The sequence below is a fragment of the Serratia sp. TSA_198.1 genome (assembly GCF_052686505.1).
Map to the genome: position 1 here is coordinate 105249 of NZ_JBQZFP010000004.1, position 20767 is coordinate 126015.

A 20767-nucleotide genomic window follows, 5' to 3' on the forward strand; every position below is an offset into this window, starting at 1 on the left:
AGCGTTCAGTCTGACGACGCAACGCAAAAACCGGAATGAGAACTATCTTACTGTGGCAGATTCTGTGAGTTGCGCAGCGTTTTATAACGTAACAGGTTTTTTCTGCAGTTAGCAGGGTTAAGGCGCCGGGAATCGCGGTAAGATAACGGCAACTGTGCGTCATCGGGCAGAGCGTGGCAGGCAGAGCTCGCCGCCGTGAAGGCTGACGCGAACGCGTAACTTATTGGTGTAAAAGACTTATGACCGTTGAAATAGAATTGAAATTTATTGCTACCCCGGATGCCGTCGCCGCGTTGCCGCAGCAACTGGCCGCCTGGGCGCATCAGCATTCGGCGCCGCAAAAGCTGACCAATATTTACTTTGAAACCGCCGACAATTTTTTGCGCAGCCATGATATGGGTCTGCGCATTCGCGGTTTTGACGACAGTTACGAAATGACCATCAAAACCGCCGGCAAGGTGGTGGCGGGTTTGCATCAGCGTCCGGAATACAACGTGGCGATCGCCAAGCCCGAGCTGGCGCTGGATTTGTTCCCGGCGGATATCTGGCCACAGGGCTGCGACATCCAGGCGCTGCAGCAGCAATTGCAACCGCTGTTCCGCACCGATTTCGTGCGTGAGAAGTGGCTGGTCACTTACGGTAAGAGCGAGATTGAGGTCGGTCTGGACCAGGGCGAGGTGAGCGCGGGTGAACTGAACGAAGCGCTGTGCGAGATCGAACTGGAGCTTAAAGAAGGCAACACCGCCGATTTGCTGGCGTTGGCGAACGCGCTGGCAGAACACGGCGGCCTGCGTCAGGGCAGCCTGAGCAAGGCGGCGCGCGGTTATCATTTGGCGCAGGGCAACCTCCCGCGCGAGCGCCACCCGCTGGCGGTATTGAAGCCGGCAGCCAAATCCAGCGTTGAGCAGGGGATGGTTGCCAGCTTTGAACTGGGGCTGAGCCATTGGCAATACCACGAAGAACTGTGGTTGCGCGGTGATAACCAGGCTCGCCGTTCGGTGATGGAGGCGATTGCTCTGATTCGCCAGGCACTGGTTATCTTCGGCGGCCTGGTGCCGCGCAAGGCCAGCGCCGATCTGCGCGCCCGGCTAACTGCCCTGGAGCCGTTGCTGGTTGATAAGACCACCAAACCGCAGGTGCTGTGCTACAGCGCGGAATACCTGCAATGTAAGTTGGCGCTCACATCGTGGTTGGTGACCGGCGCCTGGCGGCCATTTATCGACGCAAAAGCACAGACCAAGCTGGACGGTTCCTTCAAACGTTTCAGCGACATTATGCTGGGGCGCAGCGCCGCCGAGCTGAAAGAAGCCTTCACCCGCACGCTCAATGACGACGAGTATGAAGAACAGCTGCCGCGTCTGACGCGCCAGGTCTCGGCATTTATTCTGCTGTCGGGCGCGTATCCGGACGACGAAACCGGCCCGTATATCGAAAGCTGGCGCGAACTGCAGCTGGCGGTGGCTGAACGGCGTCAGGGCTGGTACGAAGCCACCCGCAAACAGGCCTTATCGCATGCGCCATTCTGGTTAAACGGCGCGCTCCGCTAATCAAGCCGGCCTGCGAGGCGCAGGCCGCAGGACGGATCATTCACTATGTTGCCACTCTCATGCGCGTTACAGGCTCAGGCACAGAACATCGTGCAGCGTTTTCAGGAAACTCAGGGCGCGGATTGCGCGCTCAGCAGTCAGGAACAGTGGGTTTTAGCATCAAGTGACTTTGTCAGCGACATGTTGCTCAACCAGCCAGCATGGCTGGAGACGCTGCGTAAGCAACCGCCGGTGGCGAATGAGTGGCAACACTATGCGGCCTGGTTGCAGGACTCTCTGGAAGAGGTGCGTGACGAAGCGCAACTGATGCGCGTGCTGCGCCTGTTCCGCCGCGAGACGCTGGTGAGGATCGCCTGGGCGCAGGCGCTGAACCTGTGCAGTACGGAAGAAACGCTGCTGCAACTGAGTGGGCTGGCGGAAACGCTGATTGTCAGCGCCCGCGATTGGCTGTACCAAACCTGTTGCCGCGAGTGGGGCACGCCTTGCAACGCGCAGGGCGTTCCGCAGCCGCTGCTGATCCTCGGCATGGGGAAATTGGGCGGCGGTGAACTGAACTTCTCGTCCGATATCGATCTGATCTTCGCCTACCCGGAAAACGGCCAGACCCAGGGCGGGCGGCGTGAGCTGGATAACGCCCAGTTCTTCACCCGTCTGGGGCAGCGGCTGATCAAAGCGCTGGACCAGCAAACCATTGACGGCTTTGTCTATCGCGTGGACATGCGGCTGCGGCCTTTCGGCGACAGCGGTCCGCTGGTGATGAGTTTTGCCGCGCTGGAAGATTATTATCAGGAGCAGGGCCGTGACTGGGAGCGTTACGCCATGGTAAAGGCGCGGCTGATGGGCGGGTCTGAAGACGCTTACAGCCAGGAGTTGCGCAAAACCCTGCGGCCATTTGTGTTCCGTCGCTATATCGATTTCAGCGTGATCCAGTCGCTGCGCAACATGAAAGGGATGATCGCACGTGAAGTGCGCCGCCGCGGCTTGAAAGACAACATCAAACTGGGCGCCGGCGGCATTCGCGAGATTGAATTTATCACCCAGGTGTTCCAGCTGATCCGCGGCGGGCGCGAGCCGATGCTGCAAGGGCGTTCGCTGCTGCCGACACTGCAAGCGGTGGGTGAACTGGGGCTGCTGGAGCCGCAACAGGCGCAGGCGCTGAGCGCCAGCTACCTGTTCCTGCGCCGGCTGGAAAACCTGCTGCAGGCGATTGCCGATCAACAGACCCAAACGCTGCCGCAGGATGAGCTCGATCAGGCGCGTCTGGCCTGGGGCATGGGGTTCAGCGACTGGCCGGCGCTGCTGGCGGCGCTGGAAACCCACATGCAGGCAGTAAGGGCGGTATTTAACGACCTGATTGGCGATGATAGCCCCGATGTGGGCGAAGATCCCGATTATCAGCACTATCACAGTCTGTGGCAGGATGCGCTGGAAGAGAACGAACTGGCGCCGCTGACCCCGCATCTGGATGAAGACGCGCGCAGGCAGGTGCTGCGTATCATTGCCGAATTCCGCCATGACGTAGACAAACGCACCATTGGCCCGCGCGGCCGCGACGTGCTCGATCAACTGATGCCGCGTTTGTTGGCCGAGGTGTGCCCGCGCCGGGATGCGCCGACCGCGCTGCTGCGTTTGACGCAACTGCTGCTGAGCATTGTGACCCGCACCACCTATCTTGAGCTGCTGGTGGAGTACCACGCGGCGCTCAGCCACTTGATTCGCCTGTGCGCCGCTTCGCCGATGGTCGCCAATCAGCTGTCGCGCTACCCGCTGCTGCTGGATGAGCTGCTGGATCCGGCGACGTTGTATCAGCCGGTGGCGCCGGACGCCTACCGCAGCGAGCTGCGCCAGTACCTGCTGCGGGTGCCGGAAGACGACGAAGAACAAAAGCTGGAAGCGTTGCGCCAGTTCAAGCAGGCCCAGCAACTGCGTATCGCCGCCGGGGATATCTCCGGCGCGCTGCCGGTGATGAAAGTGAGCGATCACCTCACCTATCTGGCAGAGGCGATCATCGACGTGGTGGTACAGCAGGCGTGGAGCGACATGGTGGCGCGCTACGGCCAGCCAACCCATTTGCAAGAGCGGGAAGGGCGTGGTTTTGCGGTGATTGGCTACGGCAAGTTGGGCGGCTGGGAACTGGGTTACAGTTCCGATCTGGATCTGGTGTTTATCCTCGATTGCCCGCCGGATGTGATGACTGACGGCGAACGCTGCATTGATGGTCGCCAGTTCTATCTGCGCCTGGCGCAGCGGGTGATGCACCTGTTCAGTACCCGCACTTCGTCCGGCATTCTGTACGAAGTGGACGCTCGCCTGCGGCCTTCGGGCGCCGCCGGCATGCTGGTCAGCACCGTCGAGGCGTTTGCCGATTACCAGCAGAACGAAGCCTGGACCTGGGAACATCAGGCACTGGTGCGGGCACGCATCGTGCACGGCGATCCGGCTTTGCATCAACAGTTTGACGTCATCCGCCGTGAGATCCTGTGCAAACCGCGCGATCCTGAAACCTTGCGGAAGGAGGTGCGCGAGATGCGCGAGAAAATGCGCAGTCACCTCGGCAGCAAGCAGCGCGATCTGTTTGATATCAAAGCCGACGAGGGCGGCATCACCGATATCGAATTTATCGCCCAATATCTGGTCTTAGGCTATGCGGGCGCCGAGCCGCGCCTGACGCGCTGGTCGGATAACGTGCGCATTTTCGAACTGATGGCCAATTACGACATCATGCCGGAAGAGGAAGCGCGCGCGCTGACCCAGGCTTATGTCACCATGCGCGATGAGATCCATCACCTGGCGTTGCAAGAGCATTCCGGCAAGGTCAGCAGTGAGCTGTTCGCCGCCGAGCGTGAGCAGGTACGCGCCAGCTGGGCGAAATGGCTGGGCTGACAAGGCCGGTTGCGCAATACGTTTTGCAGGTATTACGGACGTCTGTGGTAATATCTGCGCCACTAAAATTTTGGACTTTTTTGGAGTTATCGGATGAAAGTTACGCTGCCTGATTTTCGCCGCGCCGGGGTATTGGTGGTGGGTGACGTCATGTTGGATCGCTATTGGTATGGCCCGACCAGCCGCATTTCACCGGAAGCGCCGGTGCCGGTGGTCAAGGTTGATACCATCGAAGAGCGTCCGGGCGGTGCGGCTAACGTGGCGATGAACATCGCTTCGCTGGGCGCTAACTCACGTCTGGTGGGCCTGACCGGCATTGATGACGCGGCGCGGGCGCTGAGCGCCAAGCTGAACGAAGTGAACGTGCGTTGTGATTTTGTTTCGGTGCCGACGCACCCGACCATCACCAAGCTGCGCGTGCTGTCGCGTAATCAGCAACTGATCCGTCTCGATTTCGAAGAAGGTTTCTCCAACGTCGATCCGCAGCCGATGCTGGAACGCATCCAGCAGGCCCTGCCGCACATTGGCGCGCTGGTGCTGTCTGACTACGCCAAAGGCGCATTGAGCCAGGTGCAGAGCATGATCCAACTGGCCCGCGCCGCCAAGGTGCCGGTGCTGATCGATCCAAAAGGCTCTGATTTTGAGCGTTATCGCGGCGCGACGCTGCTGACGCCAAACCTGTCCGAGTTTGAGGCGGTGGTAGGCCACTGCAAAGACGAAGCCGAATTGGTTGAACGCGGCATGAAACTGGTGGCGGACTTTGACCTTTCCGCACTGCTGGTTACCCGCTCCGAGCATGGCATGACGCTGCTGCAACCGGGCATTGCGCCGCTGCATCTGCCAACCTTGGCGCAGGAAGTGTTTGACGTGACCGGTGCCGGCGATACCGTGATTGGCGTGTTGGCTGCCGCATTGGCCGCCGGTAATACGCTGGAGGAATCCTGTTTCCTGGCCAATGCCGCCGCCGGCGTGGTGGTGGGCAAACTGGGGACCTCGACCGTTTCGCCAATCGAACTGGAAAACGCAGTGCGTGGCCGTGCCGAGACCGGCTTTGGCGTGATGACCGAAGCCCAGTTGAAAACTGCCGTGGCCCAGGCTCGCCAGCGCGGTGAGAAAGTGGTAATGACCAACGGCATCTTCGACATTCTGCATGCCGGCCATGTTTCTTATCTGGCTAATGCCCGCAAATTGGGCGATCGCCTGATCGTGGCGGTGAACAGCGATGCGTCCACCAAACGTCTGAAAGGCGAAACCCGTCCGGTCAACGTGCTGGAAAACCGCATGATTGTGCTTGGCGCTCTGGAAGCGGTGGACTGGGTAGTGCCTTTTGAAGAAGACACCCCGCAGCGTCTGATCGCCGACATCCTGCCGGATCTGCTGGTGAAAGGCGGTGATTACAAGCCTGAAGAGATCGCCGGCAGCGCCGAGGTGTGGGCCAACGGCGGCGACGTCAAGGTACTGAACTTTGAAGACGGCCTGTCGACCACCAACATCATCAAGGCAATCAAAGACGGGCGTGGTTAAGCCTGCTGAAAATGGCGGTGGTCAGTGAGTGGGCTGAAGCAGGAACTGGGGTTGGCGCAGGGCGTCGGGTTATTGTCCACTTCGTTGCTGGGTACCGGGGTGTTTGCCGTTCCGGCACTGGCGGCTCAGGTAGCGCAAGGCGATAGCCTGTGGGCCTGGCCGGTGCTGATTGCGCTGGTATTCCCTATTGCCATCGCCTTTGCGGCTCTGGGCCGCCACTTCCCCAGCGCCGGCGGCGCTGCGCACTTTGTCGGTATGGCTTTTGGTCCGCGCATGGCGAAGGTCACCGGCTGGCTGTTTCTGTCGGTGATCCCGGTCGGCCTGCCAGCCGCCTTGCAAATTGCCGCCGGGTTCTGGCAAGCCACGCTCGGTTGGAGCGCCAACGGCCTGCTGTTGGTGCAGATCGCCACGCTGCTGGCGATTTGGCTGTTGGGGACGCGCAGCGCGGGCTCCAGCGCCAATATTCAAACGCTGATCGCCATTCTGGTGGTGGGGTTGGTGGCCGCTATCTGGTGGCGAGGCGATATCTCGCCTGCCCAAATCCCCTGGCCTGCGATAGACGAAATTTCTCCTCCCAATTTGTTCCATGCGCTGGCGGTGATGTTCTGGTGCTTTGTCGGCCTTGAAGCGTTCGCGCATTTGGCGACCGAATTCCGTAACCCCGAGCGCGATTTCCCGCGTGCGCTGTTGCTTGGCATGTTGGTCGCCGGGGCGGTCTATTGGGGCTGCACCGTGGCGGTGCTGCATTTCCACGCTTACGGCGAGCATCAGGCTGCCGCCGCGTCGCTGCCCGGCATCGTGGTGCAACTGTTTGGGCAGCATGCGCTGTGGGTCGCCTGCATCATTGGTTATCTGGCCTGCTTCGCCAGCGTGAATATCTATACGCAGAGCTTTGCCCGGCTGGTGTGGTCGCAGGCGCAGGATCGGCCGTCCAGCGCGTTGGCCAAGCTGTCTGCCGGGCAAGCACCGGTCAATGCTTTGAGCGCGGTGGTGGGGTGCTGTCTGCTGTTCACCTTGCTGATTTATACGCTGAAGCTGCCGCTGGATACGCTGCTGGTGTATGCCAATGGCATCTTTGTGCTGATTTATCTGCTGTGCATGCTGGCGGGGTGCCGAATTTTGCACGGGCGTTCACGGTTGATGGCGGTGGCAGGTTTGGTGCTGTGCCTGTTATTGATGGTGATTATCGGCTGGAAAAGCCTGTATGCGTTGGGGATGTTCGCGCTGATTTGGCTGGTGTTGCCGCGCAGGCCGCAGGCGGCGATTGGCTCCTGATAAGGGCGCGGTATCGCGCCCTTGGCGACATCTTATTCTGCGTCTGGCTGTTGCGCTGCCGGCGCTGCGTTCAGCTTGCTTTCCAGCTCGCTCATACGCTGTTCCAGCAATGCCAGTTTTTCACGGGTGCGCAGCAGCACCTGGGTTTGCACGTCGAACTCTTCGCGGTTGACCAAATCCAGGCGAGTGAGCTGCGACTGCAGCACCTGACGGATTTTCTTCTCGACGTCTTCCCCGAATTCACGAACGCCTTTAGGCATGGACTCATGAACCTGGCGTGCGATCTGTTCAATTTTTTTCGGGTCAATCATGGCGTATCCCTTTCAGAGTTTAATAGCTGTCGCCTAGTGTAATGCGAGTTGCCCGCCGGATAAACCAATAACCGCATTCTCCGCAGGGGGCCGAATTGTGCTTTTGCCAATTGCCCTGATTAATCATTAGCGTTATAGTCAGAATGCTTATTCTCAGGGCGGGGTGCAAGTCCCCACCGGCGGTAAATCACCTTCTACGGTGAAAGCCCGCGAGCGCTCAGCCAGTCTCTTGTAGTTTGGTTAGAGGTCAGCAGATCCGGTGTAATTCCGGGGCCGACGGTTATAGTCCGGATGGGAGAGAGTAACGGTATCTGCCGGGTTTGCGCCCGCTTGCGTTATTTTTTTAGCTATTGTTGTAGCTACTCCTCAAGATCGCCCTGGTTCTGGTAATCCATAATTTTCTAATGAGGTTTTTTACCATGAATCAGACGCTACTTTCAGATTTCGGCACGCCGGTAGAACGCGTTGAACGCGCTCTTGAAGCATTGCGCAACGGGCGCGGTGTGATGGTGCTTGATGATGAAAATCGTGAAAACGAAGGTGATATGATCTTCGCCGCAGAAACCATGACCGTTGAGCAAATGGCGCTGACCATTCGCCACGGCAGCGGTATCGTGTGCCTGTGCATCACCGAAGACCGCCGTCAGCAGCTTGAGCTGCCGATGATGGTGACCAACAACTCCAGCCAGTTCCAGACTGCCTTCACCGTGACTATCGAAGCGGCGCAGGGCGTGACGACCGGCGTTTCCGCCTCCGACCGCCTGACCACCATCCGTGCGGCGGTGGCCGACAACGCCAAGCCGAGCGATCTGAACCGCCCTGGCCACGTGTTCCCGCTGCGTGCGCAGCCGGGTGGGGTGCTGAGCCGCCGTGGCCACACCGAAGCGACCATCGATCTGGTGGCCATGGCCGGTTTCAAACCTGCCGGCGTGCTGTGCGAGCTGACCAACGACGATGGCAGCATGGCGCATGCTCCGGAAGTGATCGAGTTCGCCAGGAAGCATGATATGACGGTACTGACCATCGAGGATTTGGTGGCTTACCGCCAGGCCCAGGAGCAGAAAGCCAGCTGATTCAGCCTGGTCTTCGACGATAAAAAAAGCCGCGTAATGCGGCTTTTTTTATCGGATTAACAAAGGGCTACAGATTTGACAGACGTTCGCCGATACGGCTGGCGTAGTTCATCACATGAAACGTGTAGTTTTCCTCGACCGTGCCCTGGAACAGATGCGACCAAGGGCCGATGGCGTAGATGCCAAGATCCTCACCCCCATGCGTTTCGCTCTTCATCGGCACCAGCGCCGGCTGGACAAAGTCGGGTGCGCTGGCCTGCTCCATGGTGAGTGCCGGGCGCTCCGGCAGCGGAATGACACCGCCGGGGCCGTTGGCGAAGCTGATCGTAGTATAAGGCTTGCCGTCGCTGCCCAGCAGCGGTTTGCCGTTGACGCCAATTGAGATGCCGAGGATTGGATTACCCCGTTTGGCATAGCCGGCAAGGGTGAGCGTATGGCTATGATCGCCGGTCACCACCACCAGCGTCTCGTTCAGGTCAACTTTGCCGATAATGGTTTTTACCGCCTCATTGAGGGCCACCGTATCGGTTAAGGTGCGATAGGCATTGCCGTTATGGCTGCCGTGGTCAATGCGCCCGCCCTCAACCAACAACAGATAGCCCTCGGGGTTCCTGGCCAGAATATCGATGGCCTTGCCGGTCATTTCGGCCAGCGAAGGCTCACCTGCGGCATCTTCCCGCCGATCGTGGTCGAAGTTCATATGCGACGGTTCAAACAGAGCCAACAGATGATCAACCTTCGCGGGGTCGATCCGATCGAACTGCGATTGATTCCACACGTAGCTGCCGCGTTCCCCATAGCGTTTTAGCCAGGCTTGCGTCAGGTCACGACCATCCTTCCTGTTGCCTTTTTTAGCGGCATATTCAGGATCGGTTGCACTCTCCGGCAGGAAGTTGGTGCGCCCGCCGCCCATGGCGACGTTGAGGCCGTTGCCGTATTTCATCTCAACCAACTGGCGAGCGATATCGCTGCAGCCGGCGGCCAGGGCTTCGGCCGGCATTTTTGCATCGGATTCCCAGTCTCGGTTAGCGATATGGGCATAGGTGGCGCCGGGAGTGGCATGGGTGATGGTCGCGGTGGTGACGGCACCGGTGGACATGCCGAGGGAGGCGGCCATCTCCCACAGGGTGGTGACCGTTTTGGTTTTCTGATCCTCGCAGTTGTTAAGGCTCGCCGTATGGTCCAGCCCCATCAGGTCATTGAGGGTTTTGACGCCGGTGGTCATGGCGACCGCGCTGGGGGCGGAGTCGGTTATCTGGGCGTTGGCAGAGTAGGTTTTGGCTGCGGCCAGGTAGGGGAAAGCTTCCCATGCCAACACGTTAGATTCGCCGTCGACGCCGCGTTGTTGCCCTTCGAAAATGCGCGCTGCGGTAACGGTTGAAAACCCCATCCCGTCGCCAACGACCAGAATGACGTTTTTCGCCCGATGGGTATTTTTAGGCTGTGCCAGCCTTTGTTGCAGCTGTTCTTGCGCCTGTTTGAAGTAAGGATCTTCGCGCTGTACCAGTTGCGCTTTTTCCTCTGCGCAGACGGTTGCTACCCACCCGGTGCATAAGGTAACGGAAAGAGCCAGGTGGGTTGCCAGTGTGGATCTGAACATGAATTCCTCCTTGTTGTGCTTGAGTTCCGTGTTGCCGAGCGCGGCGGGTACGACGTTTTCACCGTAGCGCCGCAACCTGCCGACGGGGAGCCGGCAGAGAAATTCATTGTATATTTTGAATTAACAAATCATATGCAAATTGTTCACAATTTAGACCTGTGTGGCAGTAATGCTTTGATATTCATATAGGTTATGAATTGATTGGACGGCATTCGATTTGGCGGGGTTGGGGGCCCCGCCAGTCAGAATCGGCGTTAACCGATGCCGCCGCTTTGCAACAGCGTCAGGCTGAACCCCATGACCGCCATCCCGCATAACACGCCGTAGCTGGGGTTGTTGTGCGGATCGATCTCTTTGGCCAGCGGCATCAATTCATCTACCGACAGCGCCACCATAATGCCGGCCACTGCTGCCATAATCGACGCCATCACCACCGGCGAGATCATCGGGCCGAGCAGCAGGAACGCCAGCACGCCGCCGAGAATTTCCGCCATGCCGGAAATGCCCGACCACAGCAGCGCTTTGGTTTTTGAGCCGGTGGCGGCATACACCGGTCCGGCAACCGCCAACCCTTCAGGAATATTGTGGATGGCAACCGCCAGCGCAACACCCATCCCCAATTCCAGATCGGCGCTGGCGGTGACGAAGGTAGCGATGCCTTCCGGGAAATTGTGCAGGCTGATGCCGAGCGTCAGCAGCATTGCGGTGCGTTTCAGGTTATAGGGAGTGAGCGGCTTTTGCTGCAAATCCTGTGGATGCTGATGCGGCAGCATGCGGTCCAGCGCAAAATACCCCAAGAGGCCAAGCATGAACATGCCGTAGCCCAGCATCGGCGACATACCCTGGGTGTGCAGCGCCGCAGGCAGCATTTCCATCAATGAAATCAGCAGCATAATCCCGGCGGCAAAGCCGAGGGCAAAGGCCAGCATCCGGTTGGACGGTTTTTGGCCGATGATGCCGAACAGGGCACCGACAAAGGTGGCACCGCCGGCCAGCAGGGTCAGGATCAGGGGTACTGACAGAATAGCCTCCTTGTATGCTGATAATTATTGTTTATTTTCTGATACTAACAGAGTCACAGCTGAAATCGAGCGGGTTTGACGGATGACTTCCATTGTTAAAACCATTCAAATTTATTGAAGATCTTCATCATGGTTATCCGGCTGTGTTGCCGTGGCAAACGGCGTAATCTGGTTAGCAGAACGTAAGATGACTAACCAAGGATTATGTATGAACACCTCTCGTATGCCTGCTCTTTTCCTCGGTCACGGTAGCCCGATGAACGCGCTGGAAGAAAATCGCTACACCCTGGCATGGCGTACGCTGGGTGAAACGTTGCCGCGTCCAAAAGCCATCGTTGCCGTTTCCGCGCACTGGTACACCCGTGGCACCGCGGTGACCGCGATGGAAAAGCCAAAAACCATCCATGATTTTGGCGGTTTCCCGCAGGCGCTGTTTGATACTCGGTATCCGGCGCCGGGCTCTCCTGAACTGGCGGCGCAGTTGCAGCAGTTGCTTGCGCCGATTGAGGTCACGGCGGATGTCAGCGAATGGGGGCTGGACCACGGCACCTGGGGAGTCTTGATCAAGATGTACCCCGACGCGGATATCCCGATCGTACAACTCAGTATCGACGGCACCAAACCGGCTGAATACCATTACCAGCTGGGCCGCAAACTGGCGGCGCTGCGTGAGCAGGGGGTGATGATTGTCGCCAGCGGCAACGTGGTGCATAACCTGCGAATGGTGAAATGGCAGGGGGATACCACCCCTTATCCGTGGGCGGAGTCCTTTGACAAGTTCGTGCGCGATAATCTGAATTATCAGGGGGATAATCATCCTCTGGTGAATTTCATGCAGCATCAGGGGGCGGCATTGTCGAACCCGACGCCGGAACATTATCTGCCGCTGCTGTATGTGCTGGGCAGTTGGGATGGCGAAGAAGCGATATCCGTGCCTGTGGACGGCATCGAGATGGGCGCTTTGAGCATGCTGTCGGTGCAGGTCGGTTAAATAAAAAACGCCAGTCTCAGACTGGCGTTTGCATTTCAGGTATCTGGCAAGACTTCGTCAGCCGAGGATGATGTGCGGGTAGAAACGCGACAGATCCTGGGTGATCAGCTCGCGATCTTCACGCAGGCCGATGCCGCAGGGTTGATCGTCCACCAGCCAACTGCCGATCAGCGTATAGCTGCCCTCGAACTGCGGCAATGGGTGGAACTGTTGCACAATCATGCCTTCTTCGCCGTACGGACCGTCAACGCGCGCCACTTCCTGACCGTTCTGCACGATCTGGATATTGGCGCCTTCACGTGAGAACAGCGGCTTGGTGACGTAGTGATCGAGCTGCGGATGTTCGTCCTGCGCGAAGTAGGCCGGCAGCAGGTTCGGGTGATCCGGGAACATTTCCCACAGCATCGGCAGCAGCGCTTTGTTGGAGATAATGCTTTTCCAGGCCGGCTCCAGCCAGCGCACGCCGGCATCTTCCAGCTTGGTGGAAAACATCTCGCGCAGCATAAACTCCCACGGATAGAGCTTGAACAGATTACCGATAACCTGGTCTTGCAGATCGGTAAACTGCCCCTTCTCGCCGAGACCAATGTCTTCCATAAACAGGAACTCGGTCGGCACGCCGGCTTCCAGTGCGCAGTCCTGCAAGTATTGCACCGTACCGCGATCTTCTTCGCTGTCCTGGCAACAGGCCAAATGCAGCAGACCGAAGCCGTGGTGCGCTTTCAGATCGGCAAAACGCTCAATCAGCTTTTCTTGCAGGCTGTTGTATTGATCGGACTCCGGGCTGAGATTGCCGGCGTTGATCTGGTCTTCCAGCCACAGCCATTGGAAGAAGGCCGCTTCATACAGCGAGGTTGGCGTATCGGCATTGTTCTCCAGCAACTTGGGTGGATTGACGCCGTCGTAGGCCAGATCGAGGCGCGAATACAGCGAAGGTTGGCTGGTACGCCATGAGCTGCGCACGAAATCCCAGGTGTGCTTCGGGATCTGGAATTTGGCCATCAGCGCATCGCTGCCGACCACTTTCTCCACCACTTGCAGGCACATCTGATGCAGCTCGGCGGTGGCGCTTTCAATCTCTTCGATTTGCGCCAGCGTAAACTGGTAATAGGCATCCTCACACCAGTACGGCTCGCCATACATGGTATGGAATTTGAAGCCGAACTCGGTCGCTTTTTCGCGCCAGTTCGGGCGCTCGGTAATCGCAACGCGTTTCATGCCTTAACCGCCCATGCTGCGTGAGCTGCCGGAAGTCGCGCTGCTGCGCTGCATGCTGGTCTGCTTGGCCACGGATTCGCCAAAGCCACCGCGGGTAACGGTGTTGGTGACCGCCGGTTTTGGCGCCATCGCGGTTTTCGGCACCGTCATGGTGCGGCCGCCTGCGGTGGCCGGGCCGTAGCTCTTGCCGGTGGCGTCAACGAACTTGCCGTTGGCCGGGCTGGCGGCGTTTTTGGAGGTGAACAGCGGCTGTTGGGCAAAGCCGGAGCCGCCCATCATGCGGCCCATCATGTAGCCTGCCATCAGTGGCATCCAGAAGCTGCCGCTGCTTTGCGATTCAGCCGCCATGCCTGCCTGCGCCGGAGCGGGGGCCTGAGTACACTGCGCTTCACCGAACTCGGCGACGCAGTCTTCACGGGTGGCGTATTTAGGCGCGGTTTTTTCGGCTTCTTTCAGGGCGTTGTTATAGGCAGTGGTGCACTGCTCGCTCATGGAAGGGTTAGTGCGCGAACACTCGTCGGCATTTTGATACATCGAGACCGTTTCATCCGCTTTTTCACAGCCGGCCAGCATAAAGACTCCGCTGATTGCCAAGGCTACGGGCGCAACGCGATAGGTGCGCCAGGATTTGCGGAACGTCTCTTGGTTGATGTTTTTTGTCCGTTTCATCGTTATTAATCCCATCAGTCGGGCTGTTTTCGCCCTTTCCCAGTAGTGGCGGTAAGAATAGGGGAAAGATGGTCAAAATTAAAGCTGAAACGCCCGTAGAATCCACTCTTTACGCAGTTATACGTTAGGCTGTGCGCCAGCTCGCTTTACCGGCTGGAAAAGCGGCGGCAGAGTTTCATTATGAAACGGCGTGGAGGTTGTTATGTTCCATAATGGAACAAAAACACGGTCTGTCGCAAAGCTCTCCGTTAGCCCTATAGTCAGTGCATAACAACGCGACGGCATAGACCGGACGCATCATCACCTGATATCTGAACGTTACCATCGCCAATTTCCCTACAAGGATCCGGTTATGTTGAGAATCATCCAGTCTCCAGGCAAGTACATTCAGGGCGCCAATGCACTGGTCGCCGTGGGCCAATACGCGAAAGCGCTTGCCGACCATTATTTCGTGATTGCCGACGACTTCGTCATGAAGCTGGCGGGCGATACCCTGATGGGCAGCCTGCAACAGCACGGAGTGAAACATCACGCCTGCCTGTTCAACGGCGAATGCTGCCATAAGGAAATCGACCGGTTGGGGCGCGAACTGAAGGCCCATGGCTGTCGCGGCGTGATTGGCGTCGGCGGCGGCAAAACCCTCGATACCGCCAAAGCCATCGCGCACTACCAGCAATTGCCGGTGGTGTTAATCCCCACCATTGCTTCCACCGATGCGCCGACCAGCGCGCTGTCAGTGATCTACACCGAACAGGGCGAATTTGCCGAGTACCTGATCTACCCGCGCAACCCGGATATGGTGGTGATGGACAGCGCGATTATCGCCAAGGCGCCGGTGCGCCTGTTGGTCGCAGGAATGGGCGATGCGCTTTCCACCTATTTTGAGGCACAGGCCTGTTTCGACGCTCAGGCAACCAGCATGGCGGGCGGCAAATCGACGCTGGCGGCGCTCAGCCTGGCGCGACTGTGCTATGAGACGCTGCTGGCAGAAGGCGTCAAAGCCAAACTGGCGGTTGAGGCCGGGGTAGTGACGGAAGCGGTCGAACGCATTATCGAGGCCAATACTTATCTGAGCGGCATTGGTTTTGAAAGCAGCGGGCTGGCGGCGGCGCACGCTATTCACAACGGTTTCACCGTGCTGGACGAGTGTCATCACCTGTACCACGGCGAGAAAGTGGCTTTCGGCACGCTAGCGCAACTGGTACTGCAAAACAGCAGCATGGCGCAGATCGAAACGGTGCTGGATTTCTGCCACCGCATCGGCCTGCCTGTCACGCTGGCCGAGATGGGCGTTAGCGGCGATGCGGCAGAGAAAATCATGGCGGTTGCCGAAGCCAGCTGCGCCGCCGGCGAAACCATCCACAACATGCCGTTCAAGGTGACGCCGGCCAGCGTGCAGGCCGCAATCTTGACGGCAGACCGGCTGGGCAGCGCCTGGCTGCAACAACACCAACGCTGATACCGCAGGGGCGCAGCAGGCTGCGTCCCGTTGGCTAAACGAGGAAATGACCGTGAAAAAACTGATCAATAAGGTTGAGTCGGTACTGGAAGAGCAACTGCTGGGGCTGGCGGAAGCGCACCCCGAACTGCTGGTGCATCAGGAGCCGGTGTTCGTGACCCGCGCCGACGCGCCGGTAGCGGGCAAGGTGGCTATCCTGTCCGGCGGCGGCAGCGGCCACGAGCCTATGCACTGTGGCTTTGTCGGCGAAGGCATGCTCGACGGCGCCTGCCCTGGCGAGATTTTTACCTCGCCGACGCCGGATAAAATGTACGAGTGCGGCCAGGCAATCGACGGTGGGGCCGGGGTCTTGTTGCTGATCAAAAACTACACCGGCGACGTGTTGAACTTCGAAACCGCCACCGAACTGCTGCATGACAGCGGCACCCAGGTGGCGACGGTGCTGGTGGACGATGACGTGGCGGTCAAAGACAGCCTGTTCACCGCCGGCCGGCGTGGGGTAGCGAATACCGTACTGATGGAAAAACTGCTTGGTGCAGCGACGGCGCGTGGCGACGATCTGGACACCGTGGTGACGCTGGGCCATAGGATCAACAATCAAGGGCATTCGATTGGCATCGCGCTGGGCGCCTGTACCGTGCCCGCAGCCGGCAAACCTTCGTTTGTATTGGCGGAAAACGAGATGGAGTTCGGCGTCGGTATTCACGGCGAGCCTGGCATTGCGCGGCGTCCGTTCACCGGCCTCAACGCGGCGGTGGACGACATGTTTCATACCCTGATCGAACACGGTCATTACCAGCGCACCATTCGTGCCTGGGATCGCCGGCAGGGTGAATGGCGCGATGAAGTGCAGACCAAGCAGCCGCTGACGCGCGGTGATCGGGTGATTGTGCTGGTGAATAACCTGGGTGCGACGCCGCTTTCCGAGCTGTACGGCGTTTATCACCGGCTGGCGGAGCGCTGCGCCGAGGCGGGCATGATCGTTGAACGCAGTCTGGTGGGTTCCTATTGCACCTCGCTGGACATGCAGGGGGTATCGATCACCCTGCTGAAGGTGGATGACGAGCTGTTGGCATTGTGGGATGCGCCGGTGAAAACCCCTGCGCTGCGTTGGGGTTGCTGAGGAGGATTTATGGCATTAACGAAACAACAGGTCGTGGACTGGCTAATGCGTTGCGGTGAGGTGTTTACCCAGCAACGTGACTTTTTGACCCGGCTGGATACCGAAATCGGCGATGCCGACCACGGTCTGAACATGAACCGCGGCTTCAACAAGGTGGTGGAAAAGCTGCCGTCGGTGGCGGATAAAGACATCGGTTTTATCCTTAAAAACACCGGCATGACGCTGCTGTCGAGCGTTGGTGGCGCCAGCGGCCCGCTGTTCGGCACTTTCTTTATTCGCGCGGCACAGGCGGCCAATGCCAAGCAAAGTCTGGATCTGGCGGAGCTGCATCAGTTGATGCAAGAGGGCGTAGAGGGCGTGGTGATGCGTGGCAAGGCGGAGCCGGGCGACAAAACCATGTGCGACGTCTGGTGGCCGGTGGTGGAAAGCCTCGGACAGTCGGCGCAGCAGCAGTTGAGCATGGCAGAGGCCTTGCAGCGCGCCAGTGAGCGGGCGGAACAGGCGGTGGAGGGCACCATTACTCTGCAAGCGCGTAAAGGGCGGGCCAGCTACCTGGGTGAGCGCAGCATCGGCCATCAGGATCCGGGCGCCACCTCGGTGATGCTGATGATAAAAACGCTGGCCGAGGTCGCCGGCCACTAGCAGGAGGCGAGATGATCAATATCGTTGTAGTTTCCCACAGCGCGCAGCTGGCGCGCGGGGTTGAAGAGCTGGCGCGGCAGATGATGCGTGGCGACGGCTGCAAACTGGTGCTGGCGGCGGGCGTCGAGGACGCCGAGCATCCGATAGGCACCGATGCGATCAAAGTCATGGAGGCCATTGAGTCGGTGGCGGACGGTGCGGGCATCCTGGTGCTGATGGATTTGGGCAGTGCGTTGTTGAGTGCCGAAACCGCGCTCGACCTGCTGGATCCGCAGTTGGCCGCCAAAGTGCGGCTGTGTTCGGCACCGCTGGTGGAAGGGACGCTGGCCGCAGTGGTCGCCGCCAATTCCGGCGCCGGGCTGGAACAGGTTCTGGCGGAAGCGCAGGGCGCTCTGCTGGCCAAACAGGTGCAGTTGGGGGAAGCCGCGCCTGCGGTAAAAAGCGTTGAATTGCCGCTGACCCACGGCAAGAGCGCCAGTTGGACGGTGCAGAACCCGCATGGGTTGCACGCCCGCCCGGCGGCGCGGCTGGCGGAAACGCTGGCGCCCTTCGACACCGAGCTGGTGTTGGAAAAACAGGGGCAATGCGCCAATCCGCGCAGCCTGAATCAACTGGCGTTGCTGCAGGTGAGGCACGGCGACACCGTTCGGTTGATTGCCGACGGCCCACAGGCTGAGCAGGCGCTGGCGGCGTTCAGGGCACTGGCGGAACAGCACTTTGGTGAAACGGTATCAGAGCAGCAACTGCCCTCGCTGCACGGCATCCCGGTGGCGGAAAGCGTGACCAGCGGGCCGGTGTTGCAGGCGCTCAGCTTCTGGCCGACGGTGACCGAGCGCCCGATTGGCGCGGACGACGTGCTGACCGAACAGCAGCGGCTGCGTGAGGCGCTGCAGCATACCCTGGGCGATCTTGGTCGGCTGGCGGAGCGTACCGGCACGCTGATTGGCAAACCGCAGGCGGCGATTTTCGGCGCGCACAGCATGCTGCTGGACGATCCGGATCTGCAACAGGCGGCCTATACGCGCATTGCTCAGCAACAATGCAGTGCCGAGCAGGCCTGGCGGCAGGAAATGGAAGCGATCATCGAGGATTATCGCGCGCTGGACGATGAGTACATGCGGGCGCGCGAACTGGACGTGCGGGACATGCTGCGCCGTACACTGAGCCATTTGCAACAGCAGCCGTTGCTGCCGATTACGCTGATTGCGCCCTCGATACTGGTGATGGATGAACTGATGCCTTCCGACGTGGTGATGCTCGATCGTCGCCTGGTGCTCGGCATCTGTCTGAGCGGCGGCAATGCGCTGTCGCACAGCGCGATCCTGGCGAAAGCGATGGGCATCCCGATGGTGGTCGGCATGAACGACTGTATGAGCAAAACCCGCAGCGGTCAGAAAGCGATGCTGGACGCGGCGCGCGGGGTATTGCAGCTCAGCCATTGAGTGCGGGTATCAGGCGCGTAGCTTAAACTGCCGGATATCAATTTGATATTGTTTGATTTTTCTCCACAGTGTGGTGCGGCCGATGCCCAACAGCTGCGCCATTTCGTTGAGTTGCCCGCGGCTGACGTTGGCCGCGCGAATGATCGCCTGGCGTTCCATTTCCGCCAGCGTCAGCAGCGGCATACCCGGCTGCGGTTCGCTTTCCAGCAGCGGCTGGTGGCTGAGCAAGTGTTCGGGCAAGTCCGCCAACTGGAGATGGTGGCCGTGGCAAATCATCGCCGTGCGTTCCACCACGCCTTTCAGCTCCAGATCGTTGCCGGGCCACAGATACAGGCCAAGCTGGGCCATGACTTCATCATCGACCCGGAACCGACACTGGAAATGCTGTTCCAGCGCACGCAGGTGGTGCTTTACCAACAGCGGAATGTCGCTCAGCCGCTGGCGCAGCGCCGGGATCTGGATCTCGAACGCTTGCAGGCTGTAAAACAGCTGGCGGCGGAAGCGGTTCTGCTGCACCAACAGCGGCAGATTGGCGGCGCTGCCGGCGATCACCCGCACATCGACCGGGATCACCCGGTTGGAATTAAGCCGCATCACCACGCCGGTCTTCAGCACCTGCAGCAGTGCCGACTGCATTTCCGCCGGTAAATACTCAATCTGCTCCAGGTACAAGGTGCCGCCGTTGGCCAGTTCAAACTTGCTGAGCTGGCCCGCTTCCTCCTCGCTGGCGTCGCTGCCCAGCAGTTCGCGCAGCCCCTGCGCTTCCGGCAGCAACTGGCAGTTGAGCGCGATATACGGCCCGGCGGCGCGTTCGCTGGCGTTGTGGATCGCCTGGCTGAGCAACTCCTTGCCGACCCCTTCTTCGCCGCACAGCAGGATCGGATGCTGGCCCTTCGCCGCCTGCTGGCCATAGCGGATCAGTCGGCGCATCTCCAGAGAGGCGGAAGGCATCTGTTCAAAGCTGTGGCTGACGCGGCCCAGCTGGCTGCTGACGTACTGGTGCAGCCGTTCAATCGGGTGCAGCAGGGCGATAAAACTGCAGCGCTCGCCGTCGAAGATCGGTTTTAGGGTCAGCAGCGCGGCGATAAACTGCCGCTGGCTTTCGAAGGTGACCTCAACGTGCTGCAGCGGCTGACGCTGGGCGATGGCCCGGTTGAGCAGGGCGGGCAGCGTCAGCAACTGCGTCAGGGGTTTGCCCTGGCTTTGCTGTTCGTCCAGCTTCAGCAGGGTGGCGGCCCGCTGGTTGATGTATTGCAGGTAGCCGCGATGGTCCCAGGCCATCACCCCGTCATCCACCCCGTCAAGCAAACCGTAAAGCTGGTTCAGGTGACGGTTGGACTCCGCCAGCAGGGCGTCGGCGTTCAGCGAGTTGCCTATCTCGCGTGCTATCGCCAGCGTCAGTGACAGATCGCCGGCGGCGGAGTCAGCCAGCAGGCAGCCCAGCGCAATCGAGCCGCGCTGGCGGCCGCTGTTGTCATAAACCGGCGTGGCGCAGAATGACCAGTCATGCAGTGCCTGGCGCACATGCTCGCTGCCGCTTACCTGTATCGGGTGGCCTTCTGCCGCCGCCAGCGAAGGCGCGTTGGTGCCAATGTCACCCTCGGCCCAATAGGCGCCGGGGGTAAACCCCAATTGCTGCAGGCGCTCACGCGTCAGGGCGTCACCGCACAGCCACAGCATGCAGCCGCTTTCGTCGAGGATCATCAGCAGGCAGCGGCGGGATTCCATATATTCGCAGGCGTCTTCCAGCGCCGCCTGGCCAAGCGTCAGCAGATCGTTTTTACGCTGGCAGATAGAGTTGAAGGTGGCGCCGAGCGCACAGTGCGGTGCTTTCCACACGGCGGGTTGCATCAGGCTGCGGCAGCGCAGCCAGGAAGCATAGATTGCCGGTGCAGGGCGCTGTGCGGGCGGCAATGCGCCATCGGCCATCAACTGTTGCCAGCTTGAGGTGTTCTCCATTGGATCCCATCCGGACTGAGATAAGGCAG

At 59.7% G+C, this 20767-nt stretch carries 16 protein-coding genes and 1 riboswitch; of the genes, 10 read left to right on the forward strand and 6 right to left on the reverse strand.

Annotation, left to right across the window (positions count from 1 at the left end; all coding sequences use genetic code 11):
- The first annotated feature begins 239 nt into the window (after positions 1-239).
- The 4 genes from ACUTSW_RS17835 to yjeH all read left to right on the forward strand — a co-directional run bounded on the left by ACUTSW_RS17835 (position 240) and on the right by yjeH (position 7229).
- Positions 240-1547 carry a CYTH domain-containing protein gene (locus ACUTSW_RS17835; protein ID WP_445584984.1) on the forward strand — a complete coding sequence of 436 codons (1308 nt, stop codon included), beginning with the start codon at positions 240-242 and terminating at the stop codon, positions 1545-1547.
- Positions 1548-1592: 45 nt separating this feature from the next.
- Positions 1593-4430 carry a bifunctional [glutamate--ammonia ligase]-adenylyl-L-tyrosine phosphorylase/[glutamate--ammonia-ligase] adenylyltransferase gene (glnE, locus tag ACUTSW_RS17840; RefSeq protein WP_004948330.1) on the forward strand — a complete coding sequence of 946 codons (2838 nt, stop codon included), beginning with the start codon at positions 1593-1595 and terminating at the stop codon, positions 4428-4430.
- Between the two features lie 93 nt (positions 4431-4523).
- Complete coding sequence (gene hldE / locus ACUTSW_RS17845; protein ID WP_020439835.1) at positions 4524-5954, forward strand: bifunctional D-glycero-beta-D-manno-heptose-7-phosphate kinase/D-glycero-beta-D-manno-heptose 1-phosphate adenylyltransferase HldE; 1431 nt, start codon at positions 4524-4526, stop codon at positions 5952-5954.
- A 24-nt stretch (positions 5955-5978) separates the two neighbouring features.
- Positions 5979-7229: an L-methionine/branched-chain amino acid transporter gene (yjeH, locus tag ACUTSW_RS17850; RefSeq protein WP_006328185.1), complete on the forward strand. Its 1251-nt coding sequence runs from the start codon at positions 5979-5981 to the stop codon at positions 7227-7229.
- A 32-nt stretch (positions 7230-7261) separates the two neighbouring features.
- On the opposite strand, the gene ubiK is transcribed toward yjeH, so the two are convergent.
- Positions 7262-7540 carry a ubiquinone biosynthesis accessory factor UbiK gene (gene ubiK, locus ACUTSW_RS17855; protein ID WP_004948322.1) on the reverse strand — a complete coding sequence of 93 codons (279 nt, stop codon included), beginning with the start codon at positions 7538-7540 and terminating at the stop codon, positions 7262-7264.
- 145 nt (positions 7541-7685) lie between these two features.
- A riboswitch (FMN riboswitch) is annotated at positions 7686-7847 on the forward strand.
- Positions 7848-7959: 112 nt separating this feature from the next.
- Between ubiK and ribB the strand changes: the two genes are divergently transcribed.
- Entirely contained in the window at positions 7960-8613 is a 654-nt protein-coding gene (gene ribB, locus ACUTSW_RS17860; protein WP_004948318.1) for a 3,4-dihydroxy-2-butanone-4-phosphate synthase, read from the forward strand.
- 67 nt (positions 8614-8680) lie between these two features.
- Here the strand turns inward: ribB and ACUTSW_RS17865 are convergent, their stop codons facing one another.
- Together ACUTSW_RS17865 and zupT are read right to left on the reverse strand one after the other, a co-directional pair.
- Positions 8681-10213 (reverse strand): alkaline phosphatase, encoded by a 1533-nt coding sequence (locus tag ACUTSW_RS17865; RefSeq protein ID WP_445584985.1) that lies wholly within the window; start codon positions 10211-10213, stop codon positions 8681-8683.
- A 254-nt stretch (positions 10214-10467) separates the two neighbouring features.
- On the reverse strand, positions 10468-11235 hold the full coding sequence (zupT, locus tag ACUTSW_RS17870) for a zinc transporter ZupT (RefSeq protein ID WP_037431762.1): 768 nt from the start codon (positions 11233-11235) through the stop codon (positions 10468-10470).
- Between the two features lie 208 nt (positions 11236-11443).
- Between zupT and ygiD the strand changes: the two genes are divergently transcribed.
- On the forward strand, positions 11444-12226 hold the full coding sequence (gene ygiD / locus ACUTSW_RS17875) for a 4,5-DOPA-extradiol-dioxygenase (RefSeq protein ID WP_063200871.1): 783 nt from the start codon (positions 11444-11446) through the stop codon (positions 12224-12226).
- Positions 12227-12283: 57 nt separating this feature from the next.
- Here the strand turns inward: ygiD and ACUTSW_RS17880 are convergent, their stop codons facing one another.
- Both ACUTSW_RS17880 and ACUTSW_RS17885 read right to left on the reverse strand, forming a co-directional pair.
- Positions 12284-13444: a glutathionylspermidine synthase family protein gene (locus tag ACUTSW_RS17880; RefSeq protein WP_062868785.1), complete on the reverse strand. Its 1161-nt coding sequence runs from the start codon at positions 13442-13444 to the stop codon at positions 12284-12286.
- 3 nt (positions 13445-13447) lie between these two features.
- Positions 13448-14113 (reverse strand): DUF1190 family protein, encoded by a 666-nt coding sequence (locus ACUTSW_RS17885; RefSeq protein WP_004948305.1) that lies wholly within the window; start codon positions 14111-14113, stop codon positions 13448-13450.
- A gap of 352 nt (positions 14114-14465) precedes the next feature.
- Between ACUTSW_RS17885 and ACUTSW_RS17890 the strand changes: the two genes are divergently transcribed.
- The 4 genes from ACUTSW_RS17890 to dhaM are packed head-to-tail and all read left to right on the forward strand — an operon-like array spanning position 14466 to position 18779.
- A complete protein-coding gene (locus tag ACUTSW_RS17890) occupies positions 14466-15572 on the forward strand; it encodes a glycerol dehydrogenase (protein WP_445584986.1) in 1107 nt (368 codons plus the stop codon).
- Positions 15573-15624: 52 nt separating this feature from the next.
- Positions 15625-16695 carry a dihydroxyacetone kinase subunit DhaK gene (gene dhaK / locus ACUTSW_RS17895; protein WP_041417396.1) on the forward strand — a complete coding sequence of 357 codons (1071 nt, stop codon included), beginning with the start codon at positions 15625-15627 and terminating at the stop codon, positions 16693-16695.
- Between the two features lie 9 nt (positions 16696-16704).
- The gene (dhaL, locus tag ACUTSW_RS17900; RefSeq protein WP_004948299.1) at positions 16705-17337 is read left to right on the forward strand and encodes a dihydroxyacetone kinase subunit DhaL; all 633 of its coding nucleotides are present in this window, start codon (positions 16705-16707) and stop codon (positions 17335-17337) included.
- An 11-nt stretch (positions 17338-17348) separates the two neighbouring features.
- Entirely contained in the window at positions 17349-18779 is a 1431-nt protein-coding gene (dhaM, locus tag ACUTSW_RS17905) for a dihydroxyacetone kinase phosphoryl donor subunit DhaM (RefSeq protein ID WP_445584987.1), read from the forward strand.
- Between the two features lie 9 nt (positions 18780-18788).
- Here dhaM and dhaR read toward each other — a convergent pair whose 3' ends face one another.
- A complete protein-coding gene (dhaR, locus tag ACUTSW_RS17910; RefSeq protein WP_445584988.1) occupies positions 18789-20738 on the reverse strand; it encodes a dihydroxyacetone kinase operon transcriptional regulator DhaR in 1950 nt (649 codons plus the stop codon).
- Positions 20739-20767: the final 29 nt, after the last annotated feature.

Excerpts from the sequence above, each read along its gene's own strand:
- dhaL (WP_004948299.1), top strand. The coding sequence starts at position 16,705 with ATGGCATTAACGAAACAACAGGTCGTGGACTGGCTAATGCGTTGCGGT.
- ACUTSW_RS17865 (WP_445584985.1), bottom strand. The coding sequence starts at position 10,213 with ATGTTCAGATCCACACTGGCAACCCACCTGGCTCTTTCCGTTACCTTA.
- ygiD (WP_063200871.1), top strand. The coding sequence starts at position 11,444 with ATGAACACCTCTCGTATGCCTGCTCTTTTCCTCGGTCACGGTAGCCCG.
- dhaM (WP_445584987.1), top strand. The coding sequence starts at position 17,349 with ATGATCAATATCGTTGTAGTTTCCCACAGCGCGCAGCTGGCGCGCGGG.
- ACUTSW_RS17880 (WP_062868785.1), bottom strand. The coding sequence starts at position 13,444 with ATGAAACGCGTTGCGATTACCGAGCGCCCGAACTGGCGCGAAAAAGCG.
- ACUTSW_RS17885 (WP_004948305.1), bottom strand. The coding sequence starts at position 14,113 with ATGAAACGGACAAAAAACATCAACCAAGAGACGTTCCGCAAATCCTGG.
- ribB (WP_004948318.1), top strand. The coding sequence starts at position 7,960 with ATGAATCAGACGCTACTTTCAGATTTCGGCACGCCGGTAGAACGCGTT.
- ubiK (WP_004948322.1), bottom strand. The coding sequence starts at position 7,540 with ATGATTGACCCGAAAAAAATTGAACAGATCGCACGCCAGGTTCATGAG.
- ACUTSW_RS17835 (WP_445584984.1), top strand. The coding sequence starts at position 240 with ATGACCGTTGAAATAGAATTGAAATTTATTGCTACCCCGGATGCCGTC.
- glnE (WP_004948330.1), top strand. The coding sequence starts at position 1,593 with ATGTTGCCACTCTCATGCGCGTTACAGGCTCAGGCACAGAACATCGTG.
- ACUTSW_RS17890 (WP_445584986.1), top strand. The coding sequence starts at position 14,466 with ATGTTGAGAATCATCCAGTCTCCAGGCAAGTACATTCAGGGCGCCAAT.
- hldE (WP_020439835.1), top strand. The coding sequence starts at position 4,524 with ATGAAAGTTACGCTGCCTGATTTTCGCCGCGCCGGGGTATTGGTGGTG.
- dhaR (WP_445584988.1), bottom strand. The coding sequence starts at position 20,738 with ATGGAGAACACCTCAAGCTGGCAACAGTTGATGGCCGATGGCGCATTG.